Source organism: Ensifer sp. VA4 (assembly GCF_055710065.1).
In genome coordinates this window covers 1-538 of sequence record NZ_JBVQPO010000056.1, presented here as the reverse complement: position 1 = coordinate 538, position 538 = coordinate 1, and the positions used below count along the sequence as shown (strand labels likewise).

Annotated in this window: 1 rRNA gene; it reads right to left on the bottom strand. The window is 53.2% G+C overall.

Annotated elements, in window-relative coordinates:
• A 23S ribosomal RNA gene (locus tag AC0C6X_RS30135) occupies nucleotides 1–105 on the bottom strand; the annotation flags it as partial.
• Nucleotides 106–538: the final 433 nt, after the last annotated feature.

Genomic DNA, 538 nt, shown 5'->3' with positions numbered 1-538 from the left:
GATCAAAGCTCATTCGCAGCTCCCCACGGCTTATCGCAGCGTATCACGTCCTTCATCGCCTGTGCATGCCAAGGCATCCACCAAATGCCCTTTTGACACTTGATCGTTCTCATTGCCAATGCTCATCCATTAGCCGTCGCCCCGAAGGGGCGCGGCAGAAAGGGTTACCTTTTACAACCCAATCCTTATGAGATGCCATCGACGTGTTCGACAGGTCTGCTTTATTGGAACCACGCCGAGCGGTTCACTTGCAGCCTGTCTTAAGACCAGCTTCTCGAGATCTGTCCGGTGATGCGCGGTCAGGCAACACCAATCCAGCATGAACACCAGAAGGGCATCCCGAAGGACACCCAAACAACATCCATGCCTCAAGGACAAGGCTTCCTTCCTACCTCCAGACCCTCCACCATTTCCGGTCGGCTAGACCATCCATGGTTTCCTGGGATCTGGGCTCGGACGTCTCCGACAATCTTTCGATCATCCTCAACACCTGGAAGCTTCCAGACATATCTTCTCTTCACAATGTAATCAGAACAGG